11 protein-coding genes are annotated in these 22470 nt (G+C 61.6%); 7 read left to right on the forward strand and 4 right to left on the reverse strand.

Annotated features, from left to right (window positions below):
* Nucleotides 1-19 precede the first annotated feature (19 nt).
* Entirely contained in the window at nucleotides 20-1480 is a 1461-nt protein-coding gene (tldD, locus tag BZG29_RS06565) for a metalloprotease TldD (RefSeq protein WP_077400276.1), read from the forward strand.
* A 70-nt stretch (nucleotides 1481-1550) separates the two neighbouring features.
* Here the strand turns inward: tldD and BZG29_RS06570 are convergent, their stop codons facing one another.
* Nucleotides 1551-4397, reverse strand: a complete 2847-nt coding sequence (locus BZG29_RS06570; protein WP_077408991.1) for a TonB-dependent receptor — start codon at nucleotides 4395-4397, stop codon at nucleotides 1551-1553.
* 508 nt (nucleotides 4398-4905) lie between these two features.
* On the opposite strand from BZG29_RS06570, the gene aroG reads away from it, so the two are divergent.
* Entirely contained in the window at nucleotides 4906-5970 is a 1065-nt protein-coding gene (gene aroG / locus BZG29_RS06575) for a 3-deoxy-7-phosphoheptulonate synthase AroG (RefSeq protein WP_077400279.1), read from the forward strand.
* A 77-nt stretch (nucleotides 5971-6047) separates the two neighbouring features.
* On the opposite strand, the gene BZG29_RS06580 is transcribed toward aroG, so the two are convergent.
* The 3 genes from BZG29_RS06580 to BZG29_RS06590 form a co-directional block, all read right to left on the reverse strand.
* Complete coding sequence (locus BZG29_RS06580; RefSeq protein ID WP_171984948.1) at nucleotides 6048-8840, reverse strand: TonB-dependent receptor; 2793 nt, start codon at nucleotides 8838-8840, stop codon at nucleotides 6048-6050.
* 411 nt (nucleotides 8841-9251) lie between these two features.
* Complete coding sequence (locus BZG29_RS06585; RefSeq protein WP_077400285.1) at nucleotides 9252-11921, reverse strand: TonB-dependent receptor; 2670 nt, start codon at nucleotides 11919-11921, stop codon at nucleotides 9252-9254.
* A gap of 360 nt (nucleotides 11922-12281) precedes the next feature.
* Nucleotides 12282-15008 (reverse strand): TonB-dependent receptor, encoded by a 2727-nt coding sequence (locus BZG29_RS06590; protein ID WP_253192804.1) that lies wholly within the window; start codon nucleotides 15006-15008, stop codon nucleotides 12282-12284.
* A gap of 682 nt (nucleotides 15009-15690) precedes the next feature.
* Between BZG29_RS06590 and BZG29_RS06595 the strand changes: the two genes are divergently transcribed.
* From BZG29_RS06595 to BZG29_RS06615, 5 genes are all read left to right on the forward strand, one after another.
* Nucleotides 15691-17538 (forward strand): ABC transporter substrate-binding protein, encoded by a 1848-nt coding sequence (locus BZG29_RS06595; protein ID WP_077400288.1) that lies wholly within the window; start codon nucleotides 15691-15693, stop codon nucleotides 17536-17538.
* Nucleotides 17539-17566: 28 nt separating this feature from the next.
* Entirely contained in the window at nucleotides 17567-18505 is a 939-nt protein-coding gene (locus BZG29_RS06600) for an ABC transporter permease (protein WP_077400291.1), read from the forward strand.
* Between the two features lie 9 nt (nucleotides 18506-18514).
* Nucleotides 18515-19630 (forward strand): ABC transporter permease, encoded by a 1116-nt coding sequence (locus BZG29_RS06605; RefSeq protein WP_077400294.1) that lies wholly within the window; start codon nucleotides 18515-18517, stop codon nucleotides 19628-19630.
* A gap of 9 nt (nucleotides 19631-19639) precedes the next feature.
* Complete coding sequence (locus BZG29_RS06610) at nucleotides 19640-21346, forward strand: ABC transporter ATP-binding protein (protein WP_077400297.1); 1707 nt, start codon at nucleotides 19640-19642, stop codon at nucleotides 21344-21346.
* A gap of 150 nt (nucleotides 21347-21496) precedes the next feature.
* Complete coding sequence (locus tag BZG29_RS06615; RefSeq protein WP_077400300.1) at nucleotides 21497-22459, forward strand: VTT domain-containing protein; 963 nt, start codon at nucleotides 21497-21499, stop codon at nucleotides 22457-22459.
* Nucleotides 22460-22470: the final 11 nt, after the last annotated feature.

Genomic DNA, 22470 nt, shown 5'->3' on the forward strand with positions numbered 1-22470 from the left:
TGAATCTTGAGAAAAAGCCATGAATCCATTTGAACCCAATCTCTCCAGCCTGGCCGTGGCGCGCGATATCCTGTTGACGCCGTTCGGCCTGGACGAAGACAAGCTGTTGAAAGCCCTGGGCACGATGTTTACGCACAAGGTCGACTATGCCGACCTGTATTTCCAGTCGACCAAGAGCGAAGGCTGGAGCCTGGAAGAGGGCATCGTCAAGACGGGCAGTTTTTCCATCGACCAGGGCGTGGGCGTGCGCGCCGTGTCCGGCGACAAGACGGCGTTTGCGTATTCCGACGATATTTCCGAGCGGGCCTTGCTGGAAGCGGCGGCGGCCACGCGCACCATCGCGCGCGCCGGTAGCGGCAGAGTCAAGATCGCGGGCCGGATGCTTGCGCAGGGCGGGCGTTCGCTGTACCTGCCCAACGATCCGCTCGCTTCGCTCGATGCCACGGCCAAGGTGCAGCTGCTCGAACGCGTGGAAAAGATGGCGCGGGCGAAAGATCCCAGGGTGGTGCAAGTGATGGCGGGCCTGGCCGGCGAATATGACGTGGTGCTGGTGCTGCGCAGCGACGGCGTGCTGGCGGCAGACATCCGCCCGCTGGTGCGCGTCTCGCTGACGGTGATCGCGGAACAGAATGGCCGCCGCGAAACGGGCTCGGCCGGCGGCGGCGGGCGTTTCAGCTATGACTATTTCAGCGATGCCGTGTTGGAACAATACGCAACGGACGCCGTCAATTCGGCCCTGGTGAACCTGGAAGCGCGCCCGGCGCCCGCCGGCCCCATGACCATCGTGCTGGGACCGGGCTGGCCCGGCATCCTGCTGCACGAGGCGATCGGCCACGGCCTGGAAGGCGATTTCAACCGCAAGGGCTCGTCCGCGTTTTCCGGGTGCATCGGCGAGCGCGTGGCCGCCAAGGGCGTCACCGTGGTCGATGACGGCACCCTGGCAGGCCGCCGCGGCTCCCTGAATATCGATGACGAGGGCAACCCGACGCAGTGCACGACCCTGATCGAAGACGGCATCCTGAAGGGTTACATCCAGGACACGATGAATGCGCGCCTGATGAAGATGCCCGTGACGGGCAATGCGCGCCGCGAATCGTTCGCCCACCTGCCCATGCCGCGCATGACGAATACATATATGCTGGGCGGCGACAAGGACCCGGGCGAAATCCTCGCCTCCGTCAAAAACGGCTTGTATGCCGTCAACTTCGGCGGCGGCCAGGTCGATATCACGAACGGCAAGTTCGTCTTTTCGGCCAGCGAAGCGTACATGATCGAAAATGGCAAGCTCAGCTACCCGGTGAAGGGGGCGACCCTGATCGGCAACGGCCCGGACGTGCTCAACCGCGTCTCCATGATCGGCAACGACATGCGCCTTGATTCCGGCGTGGGCGTGTGCGGCAAGGAAGGGCAAAGCGTGCCCGTGGGCGTGGGACAGCCGACCCTGCGCCTCGATGGCATCACGGTCGGCGGCACGGCCTAGGTGCTTGAACGGGCGTTGCAGGCACCGGCGGTTCCTGCAACGCCCGACACGCCCGGCACGTTGATGCAGATCAAAACTTGTACTTCACCCCCGCACTGATGAAGCGTCCCGCCGCGCCCGCGTAGTCGAGCGGGTTGTAGCCCGTGGCGCCATACGTGAGCGGATCGAGCGGGGCGATCTTGTCGAACAGGTTTTGTATTGTGGCAAACACTTCCAGCTTGGGCGTGGCCAGCCAGCGGGCCGTCAGGTCCACCGTAGTGAACGAGGCGATGCGGCAGCCGCGCGGCGCGTCCGTGCCGTCGGCGAAGTGCGTGGCGCAGCCGTCCGGGTCATTCTTGAACAGCACATTGTCGAGCGGCGCGCGGTAGTTGACGTTGGCCGTGACGCGCCAGTTCTGGCGTTCCCAGGTGGCGCCCAGGTTGATGCGGTCGTCCGGCGTGCCCATGCAGTTGGACACGTCGCAATTGCCATGCGTGCCGGCAAAATCGCGCTGCGTGCCGTCCTGTTCCGTGCGCAGCCATTTATACAGATGCGTCCACTTCAAGTCGAAAGTCAGGTTGCCATAGTCGCTGCCCAGGCTGAAGCGCTGGCGCGCGTCGATATCGATGCCGCGCACCGTCGTTTGCGCCGAATTCACATAATTGGCCAGCACGGCCGTGATGGCGCCCGGATCGCCGGCGATGCCGGTGGCCGTCGACGGGTCGCGCGCCACATGGCCTTCGGCGATGGCCGTGTCCGTTTGCTCCTGGTTGATTTCATTCTTGCGGCGGATTTGCCACAGATCGACGGAAATGCTGGTGCGCGGCAGCGGGTCCCACACGGCGCCCACGGAATAGCTGCGCGAACGTTCGGGCGACAGCTTGGGATTGGGCGAGGTGATGACGGCGATGGAGGCCGGATCGCAGGCCGCTTCCACGCCCAGTGCGCAGCGCAGCGGATCGCTGGCGGTGGAGAATGCGGCCAGGCCGCCGACGCCGTTTTCCGCCGCGCTGGGGGCGCGGAAGCCCTTGGCGAAGGTGCCGCGCAGGGCCAGTTCGCGCACGGGCGTCCATTTCACGCCCACTTTCGGCGTATAGGAGTTGCCCACGTCGGTGAAATGGTCGGCGCGCAGGGCGCCCGACAGTTCCACGCTCTTCAGCACGGGCGCCAGCATCTCGGCATAGATGGCCGAGGCGTTGCGGCTGCCCTTGTAGGCGGAATAGCCGAGACCAATGATATTGCCCCGTTCCGTGCCCGTGGTGGGCTTGAGTTCCGTCGATTCGTGGCGGAATTCTGCGCCCACGGCCACGCCCAGGCCGCCGCCGTCGAGCTTGGCCACCTCGCGGCTGGCCTTGAAGTCGATCTGCGCGATATGCGTCTTGGCATCGTTCGCGATGCGCGGCGACAGGGCCGCGTACAGCTCGCGCGAATTGAGGCCCGCGTTTTCCGCGATGCGCCACAGGCTGCCGGCCGGCAGGGCCGCATATGCGGGGTTCAGGCTGGCCCGCTCCACATTGGTGGCGCTCGGGTTGAGCAGGGCGAAGGCGACGTCGCGCTGCAGGTAGCCGTCCAGGTCGTTCGACACCTTGTTCTGCGAGTACAGCAAGGCGCTGTCGATATCCCAGCCCGCCACGCTGCCCTTGATGCCGGCGACAAAGCGCATGAAGGTGGATTTGACTTCCGACAGGCGCGGCCCCACGTCGGCCGCCAGGTAGCGCAGCCGCGCCGCCGTGCCGAAATACGGATTGTCAGGATGGGCGGCGCCCAGCGACACGCCCGCATTGCTGACGGGGCCGCCCGGATAGCCGACCGAGCCGCTGACCGTCGAGGGCGTGGTGGCCGAGTGCGATTCGCTGTGATACAGATTCAGCTCGGCATACGTCTGCAGCTCCGGCGTCAGTTGCCAGGCGCCGCGGCCGAAGAAATTGATGTTCTTTTGCTTGGGCTGGATCTGCCCGTATTGCTGCGCGGCATCGGTCAGGCAGCCGCCGCCCGGATCGCCCTGCGGGTGAGTCGTGAAGTTGCCGCAGGCGGCGCCGGGGAAGGTGCGCGTAAAGCCCGCGCCGGCGAGGTTGCCGCGGTTGTAGTAGTCGAGCGTGTCGGGATTGCGCACATTGCCGTTGACGGCGCTGCCGGCCGCATTGTTGGTGGTGATGGCGCCCGCGCCGCTGAGGGTTTCCTGCGCGCTGAAACCCAGGTCGCGCAAGTCGCTGCGGCCGACGGCGCCCCGACCGGCCCGGTCGCGGTTCCAGATGGCGGCCTTTTCGCTGTACTCGAGGTTCAGCAGCACGTTGTAGCGGTCCGTGTCGATGTCGCCGAAGCCGTGCGTGATGGCGGCGCGCGCGTCGCGCCCGTCCCACTCTTTCGTCTTGCCGTAATTGCCCTTGATGGCCGTGCCCTGGTAGTCGCGCCGCAGGATCACGTTGACGACGCCGGCGATGGCGTCCGAACCATAGATGGCCGAGGCGCCATCCTTGAGGATTTCCACCCGCTCCACGGCTTCCAGGGGAATGATGTTCAGGTCGGCAAACACTTTCTGCCCGTCGTCGGCCAGGCCATACGGCGCGACGCGGCGGCCGTTCAGCAGCACCAGGGTCGAGGCCGTGCCCAGGCCCCGCAGCGACACGCCGGAGGCGCCGGCGGCAAAGCCGTTGCCGAAGGTGGTGGGGACGGAACCCTGGTTGTCGACGGCCAGGGTCTGCAGCAGTTCGGCCACGCTGGACTTGCCCGATTTTTCAATGTCGGCCGCGTTCAGGGTTTGCACGGCCGACGCCGTTTCCGCCTGCGCGCGGCGGATGTTCGAGCCGGTGATTTCCACGCGCGCAATCGGCGCGGCGTCCTGCGCCAGGACGGGTAGGCTCAGCAGTGCACTGGCCAGTGCCAGGCCCAGTCTGGGGGGTGAAAAGGCAGCGGAATGCAAGGATGGTGTAGGGATCATGCGGTTCTCCGGAAAGGTCAGGCAGTCAAGGGTCATCGATACGTCCTTGAGTTTTGTCCGTGCGGCGACGCCGGGACTAGACCTGGATCAAGGAGTGCCCCGCTTGTCGTCGATAGAATGGCTGGCGTGGCGTGGTTGCCACGACGGGCACAGCGGTGGCGCCGGGTGGGCAGAGTCGCAGCGAGATTCACAGCGCGCAACTTTTTATGATTTTTTGCGGGTTATGCAGTGTAAAACGGCAGCGGCATGCGGCTTTGCCGACAAATATGCTTGCCAACCCTTGCAATTTAGGTTTATAGTCGTTCATCACTTACGGATGACTCGCATGTTCGCTCGCCACTTTTTTACCGCTTATTTTTACTTTAGCAATTCCAACCCAAAGGCGGTGGAGTAGCGGTCGGTTCACGTAGCAGCAAAACGAGATCCCAGCAAATTCTAAAAAACCGCCACCGATGGCGGTTTTTTTTTACCCAGATGTTTTACCCTTCCTTAAATTTTGGAGAAAATGATGCCCCGCACCGATGATTTGCGCATTCGCGAAATGAAGGAACTGACCCCGCCGTCCCACCTGATCCGCGAATTTGCCTGCTCGGAGCAAGCCGAACAGACTGCCGCCAGCGCCCGCATTGCCCTGCACCGTATCCTGCATGGCCAGGACGACCGCCTGATGGTGGTGATCGGGCCTTGCTCCATCCACGACACCAAGGCGGCGATGGAATATGCGCGCCTGCTGGTCAAGGAGCGCGCGCGTTTCGCGGGCGAACTGGAAATCGTCATGCGCGTCTACTTCGAGAAGCCGCGCACCACGGTGGGCTGGAAGGGCCTGATCAACGATCCGTACATGGACAACAGCTTCCGCATCAACGACGGCTTGCGCATGGCGCGTGAACTGTTGCGCGATATCAATGAACTGGGCTTGCCGGCCGGCACGGAGTTCCTCGACGTCATCAGCCCGCAATACATCGCCGACCTGATCAGCTGGGGCGCCATCGGCGCGCGCACGACGGAGTCGCAGGTGCACCGCGAGCTGGCGTCTGGATTGTCCTGTCCGGTCGGCTTCAAGAATGGCACGGACGGCAATGTGAAAATCGCCGTGGAAGCCATCAAGGCCGCCTCGCAGCCGCACCATTTCCTGTCCGTCACGAAGGGCGGCCACTCTGCCATCGTCTCGACCAACGGCAACGAGGATTGCCACATCATCTTGCGCGGCGGAAAAACCCCGAACTATGACGCGGCCAGCGTGGACGAGGCGTGCAAGGCCATCGCCGCGCAAGGCCTGGCGGCGCGCCTGATGATCGACGCCTCGCATGCGAACAGCTCGAAAAAACCGGAAAACCAGATTCCCGTGTGCGCCGACATCGCCAGCCAGGTGGCCGGCGGCGACAGCCGCATCGTCGGCGTGATGGTGGAATCGCACCTGGTGGCGGGCCGCCAGGATTTGATCCCGGGCAAGGAATTGATCTATGGCCAGTCCGTCACGGACGGCTGCATCGACTGGAGCGCCAGCGTGGCCGTGCTGGAAAACCTGGCGGCGGCCGTCAGGCAGCGCCGCCTGCAGGGCGACGCGGAATAAAGCGGCGCGCAGCATGAAAAAAAGCCCGGAAAGCTAAGCTTTCCGGGCTTTTTCAGTTTTCAGCCGATGCAATCAGCTTAGAACTTGTAGGAACCGCTCAGGTAAAACTGGCGGCCCAGGGCGCTCGAGTACGATGGGTTGTAGCCAATTTGATGCGAACCCGTGTTACGCAGGGTGAACGGCGGATTGCGGTCGAACAGGTTCAGGATGCCGCCCGTGATTTCCACGTTCTTCAGCGGACGGTAAGCCGTCTGGAAGTCGAAGGTGGTGTAGCTCGGCACTTCCAGCTGGATGCCATAGCATTCGCCAGGGCTGCCGGCGACGATCACGGCGCAATCGTCGACCGTCTGTTCCTTGTCCGTGTAGCCATTGCGGTAGCTGGCGCTCAGCGTATGCGTGAACTTGGCCGTCTCATACGAGGTGGTGGCGCGGATGATGTTGCGGAAGCTGACCTTGTCGTTCGAACCGTAGCGATTCAGGCTGGTTTCCCACTGATCATCGGTGCCCGGCGTCGTGTAGCGCGAACGCAGCAGGTAGGTACCCATCAGGCGGCTCGTCAGACGGCCGTCCAGCAACTTCATCTTGTGGGTGAAGTCGTAGTCGATACCGCGGTTTTCCACCTTGCCGATGTTAATCGGCAGCAGCTTGATGGCCAGCACGTCGAGGCCTGTCGAGGTGATGTGCTTGGTGGTAAACAGGTTGGCATACTTGGCTGGATTGTTGAAGATCAAGCCTTCGGAGACCGCCGTGACCTGGTCGCGGATTTCCACGTTCCACAGGTCGAACGACATCGACAGGCTGTCGATCGGCTCGAACACGGTACCGATGCTCCATTGCTTCGACGTTTCCGGCTTCAGCTCAGGATTGCCGCCCTGGAAGGCTTCGAATTGCTGGCGTCCAACGCCACTGCAGTAGCTGGCCAGCGGGTGACCGCCCATGCCGTTTGCCGCCGTCAATGGGCATTGGTAGGTACCGCCCGTGACGCCCCAGTCTTCCAGCGGTCCGGCGATTTCCTGCATGCTGGCGGCGCGGAAGCCGGTGCCGGCAGCGGCGCGGAACATCAGGCTCTTGGTTGCCGAGTACTTGCCGCTGATTTTCCAGGTGGTGGCGTTTTCTTTCTTGCCTACCGTCTTGCCCGTCAGCTTGTCGTCGATGGCGCCGATCTGGTCATAACGCACCGAGCCGGTCACTTCCAGTTTTTTCGAAATCGGCAGCATCAGCTCGGCATAGGCGCCCGCGTTGTCGCGTGCGTATTCGCTGTCGACTTGCGCATTGTCAAACAGGATTTGCGCCTGCTTGGCAACATCCGCCTGTTGCACCTTGAACGAGGTGTTGCGGTAGTCGGCGCCCACGCCCAGCATGGCCGTGCCGCCCGGCAGCGAGAACACAGGGCGCGAAGCGCGGCCGTCGACGCCCTTCATTTCCACGGTTTGCGTGTTGTAGGTGCCGCTGAAGCCAGTGCCGAGCAGGGCCTGACGCATGACGTCCGGCATGGCGCCCACGGGGTAGGCGAACGGGTCGATAGTGCCGGCGTCGAGCAGGGCGTTGAACTTGTCGGACAGCGGGAAGCCGCTGACGTATTTCTGCGTCTGCTTGTTTTTCGAGTACGTCACGGCCGTGTTGATATCCCAGCCGAATGCACTGCCTTCCACGCCACCGACGAGGTGAGTCGCCTTGTTGCCGTAGTCGTACACGCGGTTACCCATTTCGGACAGGCGGTACTTGGCGACGCCGCTCACGGCATTGGCCAGCTGCGACGGGCTCAACTGCGAGGCAATGTATTTGCTGAACAGGGGCGAATCCGGGGAAATGGAGAAATCGGCCGGGTACGGCGCGATGCTGGCCTTGATGCTCGCTTCGGTGTAGGCGAAGTCGTAGAAACCCTGCCAGCCGGTCTTGCCCAGCTTGACGGTACCCGAACTGAACAGCGAGTCGCGCTTCGATTCGGGATTGATTTCAATGGTCGACGGCGAATCGAAATAGCAGTTGCCATCGCCGTAGAAGTCCATATTGCCTGGCGCGCACTTGCCGCCGTGGGCCAGTGCATACGGATTGGCCAGGTTGACGCTGTCGACGAACGGTTTGTTGGTTTCCGGGTTGATCACCACATTGCCGTTTGCATCGGTACGGTTGTAGGTGGCAGCGGCATTGGCCGCCGACGAACGCGAGGAACCGTTGATGAATTGCAGCGCCTTGCCGGTCTTCGGATCGTTGAAATTGATGATGCCGCTTTTTGCGAAGCTGCGCTGCGATGCTTTCAGCGATTTTTGTTCATCATGGCTGGCCGACACGAAGATGCTGTAGCCGTCTTCGTCGATGTCGCCGAAGCCCTTGCTGATCGAAATCGAATTGCTGGCGCCGCCTTTTTCTTCAGGGCGCGAGTACTTGGCATTGATTTCCAGCGGCGATGTGCCTTTTTTCAGGATGAAGTTGACCACGCCGGCGATGGCGTCGGCGCCATACAGGGCCGAGGCGCCGTCCGTCAGCACTTCCACGCGCTCGATGGCCGACAGGGGGATCGAGTTCAGGTCGATGGTGGTGCCGGAATTGGATGGCGCCAAGCGGCGGCCGTTCAGCAGCACCAGCGTGTAGGCTGCGCCGATATCGTGGATCGAGGCCGTGGTGACGCCGCCGCCGCCGCCGCCGACCGAATCGGCGGCCACGGAGAAGCCCTGCATCGCAGGAATTTGCTGGATGAAATCGGTAACCGTGGTAACGCCGGTTTTCTTGATGTCTTTCTGGTTGAACGACTGCACCGGCAGCGACGCTTCGGAAGCGATGCGCTTGATGCTCGAACCCGTGACTTCCACGCGCTGCATGGTGCCATCTGTTGTTTCTTGCGCATACGCGGCGTGCATGCTCAGAGCCATGCCGCCTGCAAACATCAGGCGCAGCGACCGCGATATTACATTTTCTATCATCATCTGAAATTCCTTGTTATTGTGATAAAGGCGGCAATTATTTTGAAATAACTTGTTGCTCGCCAACAATTTATTTGCCTTTTTACAAATCCACCAATGAAAATTCTGTAAATTTTCAGGGCCCTCATCAAAACATTCACGATTCAGATTGTCAATTTCGTGCGGACTTTTTGGACGAAATGCAACATTTTCCTGCTTTTTTTATAATCCTTCAGTAATAAAATATCGTGAACCCTTGTCAGACTTGCTCAGATGCGTAAAATAAAACGGCGCACATCATCGCTGATGGCGCCGTCTTTGGTTCCGCTGGAAAATACTTGCCAGCGCTGCCCGTCTGATCTCGTTTCCCGCAATTCCCCCTTAAAACGTATAGCTGCCGCGCAAGTACCAGGCGCGCCCGATCGGGTCCGTGTAGCGCGGGTCATAGCCTTTCTGGAACAAGGTGCCCTGGTTCGAGAATGGCGGTTCCTTGTCGAACAGGTTTTTCACGCCGGCCGTCAGCAGCAAGCCTTTCCACGCATAGCTGCCGGACACGTTCAGCAGGCTGTAGGACGGCACATCGTGGCGGTACTGCGGATCCACCTGGTTCTGATCCGTGTAGCCGGACTTGAACGATTGCGACACGGTGGCGCCCCAGTTGCCCATGCGCCAGTTCAGCGCCGCCGTATGTTTCCAGCGGAAGACGGGATTGTTGTCCGCGTAGCGGCCCACGTTGGCGATGAATTCGCCGCCGCGCTCGTTCTGGTAGTCATACTTGTGGGTCCAGGTGCCGTCGACCGACACGCTGAAATCGCCATACGCGCCGCGTCCCAGGCGCGCATTCAGGCTGACGTCGATGCCGTCGGTCTTCACTTCACCGAGGTTGTCGTTCAGGTCGAGGATGGCGTAGGGCGAACCGTCGGGATTGCGCAGGAACAAGGCCTTGTATTTTTCATAGTTGCCGTAGATCGATTGTTCGGGCAGGGACGAAATCTTGTCCTTCAAATGGATGTTCCAGTAATCGACGGCGACGGTGACTTCCTTGATGGGTTCGAGCACCAGGCCAAAGGCGAAGGTGGTGGATTTTTCCGGTTTCAGCTTTTCATTGCCGCCTTGCAACTTGAATTGCTGCAAGTCGCAATCGCGCAAGGGATTGGCGCCCGGCTGCGGCACGCCTCCGGGGCACAGGATCGGGTCGTCGTAGGAATCGTTGGTATCGTTCTTCGACGGCGGCGCATTCTTTTCAAACAACGTGGGAGCGCGGAAACCCGTGCTGGCCGAGCCGCGCAGCACCAGCGCGCTGCTGGCCTGGTAGCGCAGGGCCAGCTTCGGATTGGTGGTGCTGCCCACGTCGCTGTAATGGTCGAAGCGGGCGGCCAGCTGCACTTCCAGGTCCTTGATCAGCGGCAAGTTAACTTCGCCGAAGACGGCCTGGATCGTGCGTGAACCGCTCTTCGACAGCGAACCGGACAGGCCTGAACTGGTGGCCTGGCCGGCGATGTCGCGGTTCACGTTGAAGTCGGCCTTTTCGCGCCGTACTTCGCCGCCCAAAGCGATGGCCAGCGGGCCGCCGGCCAGTTGCATCAGGTCGCGGCTGCCCTTGATGTCGAAGCCCGTGGTGGTGACCTTGGCGTTCTGCACCTCGCCGCGCAGGGCAGTGCTGTCCAGATAAGTCTTGCCGGCCGCATCCTGCACGCCAAACGGGTTCAGGATGCCATTGAGCACGCCGGCGGCGAACGAGGCATCCTGCACATAGCCACCCGTAAATTTCTCGGACGATTTGCTGATCGCGTGGCTCAGCCCCGTCTTGTAATCCCAGCCCGCCAGTTCGCCTTCGAGAGCCAGCACCAGGCGGTCCGCCTTGCCGTCCGAATCGATCTGCCGTTGGCCCGCTTCCACGGGGCGCCAGTTGACGCTCAGCGGCTGGCCCGACAAGCCCGGCTGCGCCGGTACGCCGCCTGCATTGCCCGGATAATATTTGCTGCTAATGGGCAAGATCAAGCCCGTTTGCGGCGGCGGCGCCGTGCGTGCCTTCACCTTGTTTTCCGAATGCAGATATTCCACCGTGGCCAGGTGGCCGCCACCGAGCTTGAAGGCGCCCTTGCCGAAGAAGGCCACTTGCTCCTGCGCGGGCAGATCGTCGATCTGGCGCGTGTAATCCTGGCGGCAAGTGCCGTTGGCGGCCGCCACCGACAGCGGCGGCAGACAGCCGCTGGCCGCGTACGGATTGCCGGCCAGGCCCTTGCCGCCGTTGGCCGCCGCATCGAAGTAGTTGCCGGGGAAGGTGGTGCCGCTGGTGAGCGACAGGCCCCGCTCGGGAATGATGCCGGTCTTGGAAAAATCGCGGTCCTGCGACGTGAGCACATTTTGCTTGTGGTAGTCGACCACGCCGAAAATATTGTAGCCATCCGTGTCGAGCTTGCCGAAACCCGTCGACAGGTTGATGCGGTGCTCGCCTCCGCCCTTGTGTTCGGGCGCGACGACCTCGGCGGTGATATTCGTGACGTTGACGGAGCGCTTCGTGATGAAGTTGATGACGCCGCCGATGGCGTCCGTGCCGTAGATGGCCGAGGCGCCGTCGCGCAGCACTTCGACCCGTTCCAGGGCGGCGATTGGGATGATGTTCAGGTCGACGCTGGCGCCGTCATACGGATGGTTGGCGATGCGCCGGCCGTTGAGCAGGACCAGCGTCTTGTCGCCGCCCAGGCCGCGCAAGTCGGCGCTGGCCTGGCCGCCCGTGGGCAAGCCGCTGGTATTGCCGCCGACGGCGTTGCCGCTGCCCATGCTCGACGCATTCGAGGGGATCTTGCTGAGCACTTCCTGGGCCGTCGTCAAGCCCTGTTTGGCAAAATCCTCGGCCTTGAAGATGGACAAGGGCGTCGCCGTTTCCGAGACGAGGCGCTTGATGGAGGAACCGGTGACTTCGACGCGTTGCATGCTGCTGGTATCGCTGACTTCTTGCGCCAGCACCTGCTGGCTGAGCAGGCCGGCGGCAAGACCGCTGGCGCAGATCAAACGGATGGAACGGGACAAGCGTGTTTCTCTGATCATGTTCAAGACTCCTGGAAAAGCGGTTGGCTAGAAGGGCAAGAACGGCCGCGCTGGTTGGCGCACCGAGAACATTGAAAAGTATTTATATCTTTTCAAGAGATTCACTGTAATGAGCTGCAAAAGTCCTTGTCAACGTGGCAAACAGGTTTGTGTGCCTAAACAACGCAGTGCATCAGAGGTACTGATTTAGAACAAAGAAGGTGCATTTTGTGCCGCATTTTTGATGAGGCTGCCATCCCCCTCGTGCGCAAAATAAAAAAACGCTCGCTGCGGTGCAGCGGGCGTTGGTGTGGATGGCACGGCGATAGTGACTTGTGCCTGCCGGATGTTCAGGCTGTGCGTGGCAGCCTGAGCGGACGCTTAGAAGAACTTGTAGCTTGCGCCCAGTTTGAAGTAACGGCCGATGGCGCCGCTGGCGTCCATCGGGTTGTAGCTCATGCCGCCATAGGTCAGCGGGTCGAGCGGCGCGATCTTGTCGGTCACGTTGTTGATCGAGGCAAACAACTGCAACTGTTTGTTGACGTTCCAGCGGGAGGACAGATCGAGCGTGGTGAACGAGGCGAGCTTGCAACCGTTCGGCGCCGGCGTGCCGTTCGCCAGTTTGGAGGCGCAAGGGTCGCCTTCGAACTTGATATTTTTCATATCCGAACGGTAGTTCAGCACGCCGCTGACGTTCCAGTTGCCCAGGTCCCACGAGCCGGTGAGATTGATCTTGTCCTTCGGCGTGCCGGCGCAGTTGGACGTATCGCAGTTGCCGTGCGTGCCGGCGAACTGGTAGCGCACGGTGGCCGACTCGGCCCGCACCCACGATGCGATGTGGGTCCAGGTCAGGCCGAACGTGGCGCGGCCGTAGTCGCCCAGGCGCACGCGCTGCTTGATGTCCAGGTCGATACCCTTGATCTCGGTGTAGCTGGAGTTGCGGTACGGTGCCTTGGTGAGCAGCAAGGTACCCGTATTTGGCACCACCACGCCGTTGATGATCAGGTTGTTGTCGGAACGGATGGCGTTCGGCAGGGCGGCCGCTTCGTTGTACGGCAGCGGATTGATTTCGTTTTCACGCTTGATCTTCCAGCCATCGAGCGACAGGCTGGTATCGTTGAACGGATCCCACACGATGCCCAAAGTGTAGCCTTTGGACTTTTCCGGCTTCAGGCTGGGGTCGCCGACCTTGACGGCTGCCACTTGCAGTTCGCAGTCGTTGGCATTGGCGCCCGGCAACTGCTTGCCGCCCGGGCAGCGCACGGGATCGCTGACGGTCGAGGTACCCGTCGATTGCGAATTGGCATTGCTTTCAGCGGGACCCGGCGCGCGGAAGCCTTCCGAATACGTGCCGCGCACGGCGAAGGTTTTGACCGGCGTCCACTTGGCGCCCAGTTTCGGCGTCGTCGACGAGAAACGGTCGTATTTGTCGTAACGCAAGGCGCCGGACAGTTCCACCGTCTTGATCACGGGCGCCAGCACTTCCAGGAAGACGGCCGAGACCTTGCTGTCGCCCTTTGCGGCTACATAGCTGGAATTGATGGAGCCGTCTTCCGTGCCCGACAGCGATGGGTTGTCGAGCTTGTCGCGGCGGTGTTCCGCGCCCATGGCCAGGCCCAGGGCGCCGCCCGGCAACTGCATCAGCTCGCGCGATGCCCTGAAGTCGATGATATCGAGCTTGGTCGTGGAATCGGAGGTGGCGTTGGTCACCATGGCCGCGTACAGCGAGGCCGGATTCTTGTTTGCCTGCGCACCGATGTAGTATGGGAAATACGGGTTTTTTGGGCTGGAATCGCCCAAGGCCGCCTTGACGACGGCCATGTTCAGCATGTTGCTGTAATCGAGGTGCAGCTTCGATTCCGAATGCGTATAGCCGGCATCGTAGTCCCAGCCCATGGCGTTGCCCTTGACGCCAAGCACGATGCGGTTGAACTCGTTATTCGCCTTGCGCGTGCTGGCGCCGACGTCAAAGGCCTGGTAGCGCACGCGCACCGGCACGCCATACGGATTTTGCGGGTGGCCGGCGGCCAGCACGATGCTGGTGTCCTCTCCGGTGGCGTAGTTGATGACGCCCGCCTTGTTGCCGGCGTTGGGCGGGAAGGCGATGGTCGGCGTGACCGATGGCGGGATCATGGTGAACGCCGTGTCGCGTTTCGAGTAGCCCGCTTCCGCATACACCTGGGTGTCGGCATTGACTTGCCACGTGCCGCGCGTGTACAGGTTGATCGATTCGATCTTCGGCTGCATCGAGCGGAACTGGTCGTGGTGCCACACGCAGCCGCCTTTCGGATCTTGCGGCGAAGATACGGACAAGTTGGCGCAGCCGGGCAGCGATACATAGTTGTTGGTGACGGGGTCGCGGATCAGGCCTGTGGGCGAGGCATTCGCATCGTTGTTGCGATTGATGTAGCCGCCGGCGAACTGGGTGTTGATCGCATAGCCATACGGGCGCAGGTCGCCTTTGCCTATCCATTTGCGGCCGGCGCGGTCGCTGTTCATCAGCATGTCCGATTTGCTGTACTCGGCATTGACGACGACATTGAATTTATCCGTGTCCAGGTTGCCCTTGCCGAAGGTCAGCGAGGCGCGGTGCTGTTTTGCGTCGCTGTCGCCGGAGATGCCCGTATCGCCTTTCAGGGTCAGGCCTTCGAAGTCCTTGCGCAGGATGATGTTGACGACGCCGGCGATGGCGTCCGCGCCATACGTCGACGAGGCGCCGTCCTTGAGGATCTCGATGCGCTCGACGATCTGCATCGGCACGGTGGACAGGTCGGTAAAGCTCTTCTGGCCATCATCGGCCCGTGCGAACGGCGCCATGCGGCGGCCATTGAGCAAGACCAGGGTCGAAGTGGCGCCCAGGCCGCGCAGCGAGATGGCCGTGGAACCGGCGGCAAAGCCGTTGCCGAAGCCCGTCGGCAGGGAGCCGGCGCCATCGGCGGTGAGGGTTTGCAGGTATTCGGCCACGGTAGCCTTGCCTGATTTCATCAAATCGTCGCGGGTGATCAGCTGTACCGGCGATGCGGTCTCGGCCGTGGCCCGTTTGATGCTCGAGCCTGTAATTTCCACACGTTGCACACTGGCGTCTTGCGCCATTGCCGGCGCAGCCATGATGCCAAGGCTGAGCGCTGCCACGCTACCCGAAAAGATCAGGCGTACGGAGCGGGATATCACTGTTTCCATCATCATTCTCAGAACTCCGAAAGTAAGCTCGGCCGGCCTGTGTGCGGCACAGCTTTGCCAGGGTGATAAAGATTGCTGCGTCGGCAATCGCTGTGGGTCAAACGGCATATCGTGCGTTGCCGTGATTGATAAGACCATTTGCCGGGAAACCCTGTCAACGCGCACACATGCATTTTCAGCATGGAAACAACAGTGTTTTTTATAATGTTGACTTGTTTCAGTATTTGCAATTATTTCAATGTTGCACCGCGCCGTATATTTTCCGTACTGCCATAAAAACAGTTGTCATTCGGGGCCGTAAGGGTTATTACCAAGGTGTTTTTTCATGGTGGCGACCGGTCTTTGTTGCGCTGCGGAAGATTTTCCCTGCACGGCAGGCAGCCGTGGCTGCCCGTCACGCCAGTACTGCGGCTTTTCGCCCGGCGAACAAAATATGCGTTATCGTTACGCCTTTTTCCAGCGCGCCTGCATGCGGACGCGGCTGGCGATGAGCAAGGCATAGATCTTGCGTGGATGGACTGGTTTTGGCGGTGGAATCCTGTATCCCAGGGGGAAGCCAGTACAAGCGCACCAATACGGTGCGACAGATAATCGAGATGAAGGGTATTACATGAAGTCACCATGGATGCGGCGCGTGGCGCTGCTCGCCTGTCTGGCCACCCTGCCGCTGGCGGCCGTTGCCGCCGATGCCCCAGGCGCCGCGGCCGCGCCGGTCAAAACCTTGCGCTATATCCTGCCGGCCGCCGAGACGGGCTTCGATCCCGCCACCGCGCGCGACCTGTATTCGAACCACATCACGCAGGCCGTCTTCGACACCCTGTACACCTATGACTACCTGGCGCGCCCCGTCAAGGTGGTGCCCGGCGCGGCCGCCGCCATGCCGGAAGTATCCGCCGACGGCAAGACCTACACCATCCGCCTGAAAAAAGGCATCCTGTTCACGCCCGATGCGGCGTTCGGCGGCAAGCGCCGCGAACTGACGATGGCCGATTACGTGTATTCGTGGAAACGCCTGTTCGACCCGCGCCTCGCTTCGCCGCACAGCTGGCTGTTCGAAGGCAAGGTAGTGGGGCTGGACGACCTGGCCAAGGAAGCGGCCAAGTCGAACAAGCTGGACTTCAACAAGAAGGTGGCCGGCCTGGAAATCCTCGACCCGTACACCTTGCGCATCACGCTGACCAAGACCGATTTCAACTTCCCCATGATTCTCGCCTACGTGCCGACAGCCGCCGTGGCGCGCGAAGTGGTGGACAAATACGGCGACGTGAAGGGCGAAGTAGGCTCGAATCCCGTCGGCACCGGCTACTACACCCTGGGTGAATGGACGCGCGGCAACCGCATTGTCCTCAACCGCAATCCGCAACACTTGCCGGAAACGTGGAATTTCATGGCCGGCGACGACCCGGACGACCAGCGCATCGTGCGCCAGATGCAGGGCAAACGGATTCCCGCCATCGACCGCATCGAAATTTCCGTGATGATCGAAGACCAGTCGCGCTGGCTGTCCTTCCAGAGCGGCGGCACGGACGTGTTCTGGCTCGACGGTCCGCTGGCGCCGAAAGCATTGCTGAACGGCAAGCTGCGTCCCGAGCTGGCGGAGAAGGGCGTGCAACTGTCGCGCCTGCTTGACCCGGAGATCAGCTATTACTACTGGAACATGGAAGACCCGACCCTGGGCGGTTTCAGCAAGGAAAAGATCGCGCTGCGCCGCGCCATTGCCATGGCGCACAATATCGACGAAGAAATCCGCATCATCTGGAATGGCCAGGCCAAGCGCCTCGACTATCCGATCCCGCCCGGCGTCGTCGGCTACGACCCGCACTATAAATCCCTGCTGCAATACGATCCCGTGCTGGCCAATAAATTGCTGGATAAATTCGGCTACAAGAAGGGTGCCGACGGCTGGCGCACCTTACCGGACGGCAAGCCGCTCTTGATCCGCTACGCTTCGCGCAACGAAGCCAATGGCGTGCTGCAGGCGGAAATGTGGCGCAAGACGTACAACTCGCTGGGCATCCGCATGGAAAACGACCGCATGATCTTTTCCGACATTTTAAAGACGGAAAAGCAGTGCAAGATGCAGACGCGCACGGCGCCGTGGCTGGCCGATTATCCGGACGGCGACAATTTCATGCAGCTGTTCTACGGCCCCAATACGCACCAGAACAACAATGGCTGCTACCAGGACCCCGAGTACGATAAATGGTACGCGGCCAGCCAGGCCATGCCGGCCAGCCCCGAGCGCGACGAGCTGTTCCACAAGATGGCGCGCCGCCTGGAAGTCAATGCGGGCGCCCTGATCGGCTACGCGCGCTACCGCAATATGCTGGCGCAAAAGTCGGTGCTGGGCTACAAGAAGCACCCGATCCTGTTCCAGGAGTGGGCGTATATGGATATCGACAGCACGGGCGCACCAGTGTCTGCCGCGCCAGCCCCTGCAGCCTCGGCTAAAAAATAAGCGCAGCTTATAAAGACAAGGAATCATTATGTTCGCTTATATCCTGCGCCGCCTGTGGCAGATGCTGCCCACCATGCTGGGCGTCGTCCTGCTGGTGTTTATCCTGTTTAACTGGGTGGGTGGCGACCCCGCCTACATCCTGGCCGGCAAGATGTCTAGTGCGGAAAGCATCGCCAACATCCGCCGCCAGCTGGGCGTCGACCAGCCATACTATGTACAGCTGTGGATCTTCATCAAGCAGATCGTCACCTTTGACTTCGGCCAGAGCTGGGCCACGGGGGAATCCGTGTCGCACATCATCACCTCGCGCCTGGGACCGTCGATGATGGTCTTGATCCCGCTGACCGTGCTGGAAACGTTCTTCGGCGTGGCGCTGGCGCTGGCCATCGCCTTCGTGCGCGGTTCGCTGACGGACCGCATGGTGATGATCGCCTGCACGGTGGGCATGTCGATTTCCATCCTCGTCTACATCATCGTCTTCCAGTACGGCTTTGCCTATAAACTGGGCCTGTTCCCCGTGCAGGGCTGGGGCGACAGTTTCTGGGAAAACCTGCTGCGCTATTCGACCCTGCCTATTTTGATCGGCCTGGCCGTGTCGATTGCGCCGACCCTGCGCCTGTTCCGCACCTTCGTGCTGGACGAGGCGAACCAGGATTACGTGCGCACGGCGCGCGCCAAGGGCTTGAGGGAAGGCCGCATCATGTGGGTCCACGTGCTGCGCAACGCCGGCATCCCCATCATTACCTATGTGATGTCGAACTTGCCGGCCCTGCTGATCGGCGCTTTCCTGCTGGAACGCTTCTTCGGCATCCCCGGCATCGGGCGTGAAGTGATCCTGGCCGTCGAGCGCAGCGACTTTCCGGTGATCAAGGCGATCACCGTGTATGTCGCCGCCGCCACCATGCTCTTCAACCTGCTCACCGACCTGCTGTACCAGGCGGTCGATCCTCGCGTACAACTGAAGTAGAAAGAGACGATGTCGAAACCTCATACATCGCCCGGCCTGTGGGCCCTGGCGTGGCGCCGTTTGCGCGGCGACAAGATTGCAATGGTATCGCTGGCCGTGGTCGGCGCCTTTTTCCTGCTGGTGCTGGCTTCCGCCAGCGGCCTGGTGGCGGCGAACTGGGAAGACGAAGTGGCCGTCAGCTACGCGCCGCCCACCTTTGTCGGTGCCGACAAGGATGCGGCCGCGGCCGCCGACGGCGCCATTCCCCAGTCCGACGAGCGCAGCGCGCCGACACCCGTCAACGTGCTCGACCCGCTGGCCGACGATATCGCCGAACTGCGCGCGCAGATGGGCAGCAACCCATCGGCCGGCGTGGAAATGTACGGCGTCACCGACCCGCTGGCCGACGACTTGACGGCCTTGCGCGCCGGCATGGGCAAGACGAAGAAGTTGATCGCGCACAAGGCGGCAACCTTGCCGTTCGGCGCCGACAAGTGGGGCCACGACATTGTGCAGAAAACCATCAAGGGCGGCGAGACGTCGATCGTCGTGGGCCTGGTGGCCGCCTTGCTGGCCGTCGTGCTGGGCACCCTGTTTGGTGCCGTGTCCGGCTACTTCGGCGGCATCGTCGATGACTTTTTTAATTGGTTCTACAGCATTTTTACCTCAATTCCATCGATCCTGATGATTCTGACGGTAGCGGCGGTGCTGCAGCAGAAGGGCGTGCTGACCATCGTGCTGATCCTGGGGTTGACGGGCTGGACGGGGCCGTACCGCCTGATCCGCGCCGAATACATCAAGCACAAGGCGCGCGAATACGTGATGGCGGCCGACGCCATCGGCGCCTCGCACTGGCGCAAGATGTTTTCCCACATCTTCCCGAATGTGAGTCACGTGGCCTTGGTGCAAATGTCGATTCTCGTGGTGGGCTTCATCAAGGCGGAAGTGATCCTGAGTTTCCTCGGCTTTGGCGTGCCGGTAGGCACCGTTTCGTGGGGCAGCATGCTCAACGAGGCGCAAAATGAACTGATCCTGGGCAAATGGTGGCAGCTGACGGCCGCCGCCACGGCGATGGCCGTGCTGGTGACGGCGTTCTCGCTGTTTACCGATGCCTTGCGCGATGCGCTCGACCCCAAAGTGAAATAGGAGTTGCTCATGGACCAGAATAACCTGTTGGAAGTGCGCGACCTGCGCGTCACATTCCGCCTGGACAAGAAGACCACGTTCGAAGCCGTCAAGGGCATCTCGTTCAACGTGCCGCGCAACAGCACCGTCGCCCTGGTGGGCGAGTCGGGCAGCGGCAAGTCCGTCAGCTCCCTGGCCGTGATGGGCTTGTTACCGCCGGATAACACTATCATCGACAAGCAATCGAGCATCCATTTCGGCGGGCGCGACCTGCTCAAATTGTCGATTGCCGAGCGGCGCACCATGTGCGGCAAGGATATCTCGATGATCTTCCAGGAGCCGATGTCGTCGCTGAACCCCGTGTTCACGGTCGGCTTCCAGATCGCCGAGGTGTTGCGTCAGCACATGGGCATGAACCGCAAGCAGGCGCGCGCGCGTACGCTGGCGCTGCTGGAAGAAGTGGGCATTCCCGACCCTGCCACCAAGATCGACGCCTACCCGAGCCAGATGTCGGGCGGCCAGCAGCAGCGCGTGATGATCGCCATGGCCATCGCCTGCGAACCGAAACTCTTGATCGCGGACGAACCGACGACGGCGCTGGACGTGACGATCCAGAAGCAGATCATGGACTTGATCGCGGCGCTGCAAAAGAAACACCAGATGTCCGTGCTGTTCATTACCCACGACCTGGGCCTGGTGGGAGAGATCGCCGACCAGGTGATCGTCATGCGCCACGGCGAAGTGCGCGAGACGGGGGAAGTGCGGCAAGTGTTCGACAGCCCCAAAGACCCGTACACCAAAGCATTGCTACATTGTCGGCCTTCGCTGGACGAGCGCCCGTGGCGCCTGCCCGTGATCGCCGACTACATGGATGGTAAGCATGAGGCAATCAAGGCCGGCCCCGGTATCGAAATGAAACAGCGCACGCGCGGCTATACGCCGGGCGACGAGCCGGTGCTGGTGGTGAAGAACCTCAGTAAAAGTTTTTATACGCGCGAGGGCCTGTTCGGCAAGCGCGAATTCCAGGCCGTCAAGGACGTGTCGTTCACCTTGCCGCGCGGAAAAACGCTGGGCGTGGTGGGCGAATCCGGCTCCGGCAAGACGACGGTGGGCTTGACCTTGCTGCGCTTGCACCAGGCAACTAGTGGCACGGCCATGTTCCATGGCAAGGATTTGATCGCCATGCCGAACAAGGAGTATTTGCCGTATAAACGCCGCATCCAGATCATCTTCCAGAATCCGTACGCGTCGCTGAACCCCCGTTTCACGGTGGGACAGATTTTGCTGGAACCCATGCGCATCCACAAGATCGGCGCGACCGACCAGGAACGCATCGCCAAGGCCTACTGGCTGCTCGATAAAGTCGGCTTGCCGGAACAGGCGTTCCACCGCTATCCGCACGAGTTTTCCGGCGGACAACGCCAGCGCATCGCCATTGCCCGCTGCCTGACCATGCAGCCGGAAATTCTGGTGTGCGACGAATCCGTGTCGGCGCTGGACGTGTCGGTGCAGGCGCAGGTATTGAACTTGCTGCAGGATTTGCAGGATGAATTCGGATTGTCGTACATCTTCATCTCGCACGATTTGTCCGTCGTCAAATACATCGCCGACCAGGTGATGGTGATGCACAAGGGGCAAGTGGTGGAGCTGGCCGATTCGGATGAGCTGTACCGCAATCCCGTGCATCCATATACGCGCACCCTGCTGAGCGCCATCCCGAAGGGCGTGCAAGTATAACGTCTGCCAAAACCTGCTGCGCGGCGCGCTTTGCGGCCTGCGATGCTCACCGTGCTCAAGCACGGTTGCGCTTCTTAGCCACAAATCACTGCCGCTCGCTACGGTTTTGTCTGACGTTTGAGTGGGGATTTTTACGGTAAGATAGCGGCCATGCCCAACCTCATTTACCTGCTCGAACATTACGGTGTCCTGATTGTCTTTGGCATCGTGCTGGTGGAGCAGCTCGGCCTGCCGATTCCCGCCTTTCCCATCCTCGTGGTGGCGGGGGCGCTGGCCGTCGATGGCGACATGAATGGGGGACTGGTGCTGGCCGCCGCGCTAAGCGCTTGCCTGATCAGCGACTTCACGTGGTTCCGCGCGGGCCGCCATTTCGGCAAGCGCATCCTGCGGCTGCTGTGCCGCATCTCGCTGTCGCCCGATTACTGCGTCAGCCAGACGGAAGACAAATTCAAGCGCTGGGGCCCGAAAGCCCTGATCGTTTCCAAGTTCGTGCCGGGATTCAATACCGTGGCCGCGCCCATGTCGGGCGCGCTGGGCACGCCGCCGCGCCTGTTCTTCCTGTACGCGGGCCTGGGCGCCTTGCTGTGGACCGGCACGGGCATCGTCGTCGGCGTGATCTTTCACGCCAGCGTGCAGCAGGTGCTCGATTTGCTCAGCACCATGGGCAGCACGGCCTTGCTGATGCTGGCCACCTTGCTGGGACTGTTCCTGCTGTACAAATTCCTTGAACGCCGGCGTTTCCGCCAGGCCTTGCAGATCGAGCGCATCGGCATCGATGAATTGCTTGAACTCATAGAGCAGGGCGAGGAGCCGCTGATGGTCGACGCGCGCAGCGCCACGGCACAGGCCCTGGAGCCGGCCGTGCCGGGCGCCTTGTTCTTCAATGGCAAGGAACCGGTGCCCGCCATGATCGCCATGGACAAGGACCGCCACATCATCGTGTATTGCAGCTGCCCCAACGACGTGACTGCCGCGCAAGTGGCCAAGCTGCTGCACCAGCACGGCTTCCACCGGGCCAAGCCCCTGCATGGCGGCCTCGATGCGTGGAATGCCGCCTACCGCTCGGACCAGCCGGCGCCGGCCAGCCTGCTGGGCGAAGGCTTGCCGTCCTGATCCGGGCTGCC

The sequence above is a fragment of the Janthinobacterium sp. LM6 genome (assembly GCF_002002885.1).
Classification (GTDB): Bacteria; Pseudomonadota; Gammaproteobacteria; order Burkholderiales; family Burkholderiaceae_D; genus Janthinobacterium; species Janthinobacterium kumbetense.

Bases quoted from the DNA above. Each gene is read 5' to 3' on its own strand.
- tldD (WP_077400276.1), top strand. From the start codon at position 20: ATGAATCCATTTGAACCCAATCTCTCCAGCCTGGCCGTGGCGCGCGAT.
- BZG29_RS06570 (WP_077408991.1), bottom strand. From the start codon at position 4,397: ATGATCCCTACACCATCCTTGCATTCCGCTGCCTTTTCACCCCCCAGA.
- aroG (WP_077400279.1), top strand. From the start codon at position 4,906: ATGCCCCGCACCGATGATTTGCGCATTCGCGAAATGAAGGAACTGACC.
- BZG29_RS06580 (WP_171984948.1), bottom strand. From the start codon at position 8,840: ATGGCTCTGAGCATGCACGCCGCGTATGCGCAAGAAACAACAGATGGC.
- BZG29_RS06585 (WP_077400285.1), bottom strand. From the start codon at position 11,921: ATGATCAGAGAAACACGCTTGTCCCGTTCCATCCGTTTGATCTGCGCC.
- BZG29_RS06590 (WP_253192804.1), bottom strand. From the start codon at position 15,008: ATGGCTGCGCCGGCAATGGCGCAAGACGCCAGTGTGCAACGTGTGGAA.
- BZG29_RS06595 (WP_077400288.1), top strand. From the start codon at position 15,691: ATGAAGTCACCATGGATGCGGCGCGTGGCGCTGCTCGCCTGTCTGGCC.
- BZG29_RS06600 (WP_077400291.1), top strand. From the start codon at position 17,567: ATGTTCGCTTATATCCTGCGCCGCCTGTGGCAGATGCTGCCCACCATG.
- BZG29_RS06605 (WP_077400294.1), top strand. From the start codon at position 18,515: ATGTCGAAACCTCATACATCGCCCGGCCTGTGGGCCCTGGCGTGGCGC.
- BZG29_RS06610 (WP_077400297.1), top strand. From the start codon at position 19,640: ATGGACCAGAATAACCTGTTGGAAGTGCGCGACCTGCGCGTCACATTC.
- BZG29_RS06615 (WP_077400300.1), top strand. From the start codon at position 21,497: ATGCCCAACCTCATTTACCTGCTCGAACATTACGGTGTCCTGATTGTC.